Below are 1502 nucleotides of genomic sequence, written 5' to 3'. Positions count from 1 at the left end.
AAATATAATGATATTGAAGGATGAGGCTCATCACATATACAACTATGAAAAGAGATGGAAACAGATCCTTATAGATCTCCACAAATCACTTGAGTCAAGTTATGGCAAAGGCTTTAACTCCGAATTAGATTTTTCTGCAACACCCAGAGGCGAGAACGGTGCATTGTTCCCATGGTTGATCGTTGATTTCACCTTGAAAGAAGCAATAGAGATGAACATAGTCAAGAGACCTCTGAAAGGTATAGTACAAAGCGCCACTGAAATAACATCAACAAACGTTGTTGAACGTTATAGAGCATGGATAGAGGCAGGTATCAAGAGATGGCAGGAGTATAAGGACGCTCTGGTAAAGCTTAATAAGAAACCTATACTGTTTTTCCAGTGCCCAGATAACAAGCAGGCAGACCAACTAAAAGAATATCTGGAAAAACTTCCACAGTTGTCAGGAAAAATCCTATTGATACATACAGATAGTACAGGAGAGGTGGCAAAATCTGATATAGAGGAGGCAAGAAAATTTGCTCAGACAGTTGACAGTGATGAAAATACCTATGAAGTTATAGTCAGCACCATGATGCTAAACGAAGGCTGGGATGTACGAAATGTCAATGTGATCGTTGGTCTAAGATCTTACACATCAGAGAGAAACGTTCTTCCAGAGCAGGTAATTGGAAGAGGCCTCAGGAAAATGTTCCCAGATGAGAATGCGAGCGTAAATGATTTTGTGAACGTGCTGGAGGTAATTGGCCCTCCAGGTTTAATGCAAATTATCGAAGAACTGGAGAAGAACGAGAATATCACATTCGGCACAACGAATCTCGGCAATCAGGTCAATGTAACGACCATATTCGTAGATATGGATAAGAAGCAATTCGATTTAGAAATCCCAATTCTTACACCAGCAATTACTGTCAGAGAATTCGAGATTGATGAGCATACCCTTGATAAGATACCATCACTAAATGTAAAACTGGAAAATAAGGTCTTTAAAACCACATATAAGGCAGTTGACATGGTTACTGGAGCAGTAAAGGTTGAGAGGAATTGGGATCTTCCAGTACCACAAGATGTGAAAAGTGTTATCGCTTTTTACACAGGACGAATACTCAAGGAACTCAACCTATCCAACATGTTCGCTGATCTGTATCCCATTGTGAAAGAGTATATAGAGAAGAGACTTTTCGATCAGGAAGTAAATCTCGAAGATCCTCGTGTATTGTTCCAAATCAGTGAACCTGAACTACAAGACAAACTGATTAAGACCTTTGTTGATAACTTAAAAGACTTAGCATTCACAGTTAGAGAAGCAACAATATTCGACAGGATAAGATTATCAGATACTCAACCTTTTGTATGGACAAAGAAGGTATACCAAGCAACAAGATGTATATTCAATTACGTTCCATGTGATAATGATCTAGAAGTTGATTTCTCACGTTTTCTGGATTCCACTAATGATGTAAAGTCATTTGCAAAATTGGTTCGAAAGATAGGATTCTTCA

1 pseudogene is annotated in these 1502 nt (G+C 38.5%); it reads left to right on the top strand.

Annotated features, from left to right (window positions below):
* Positions 1–7 precede the first annotated feature (7 nt).
* Positions 8–1502 (top strand): annotated as a pseudogene (locus tag AMDU4_RS12015) (hypothetical protein); the annotation flags it as partial.

It is taken from the genome of Ferroplasma sp. Type II, from assembly GCF_000496155.1.
The sequence above is the reverse complement of the archived record's forward strand: the minus strand, read 5'-3'. Positions and strand labels throughout refer to the sequence as shown.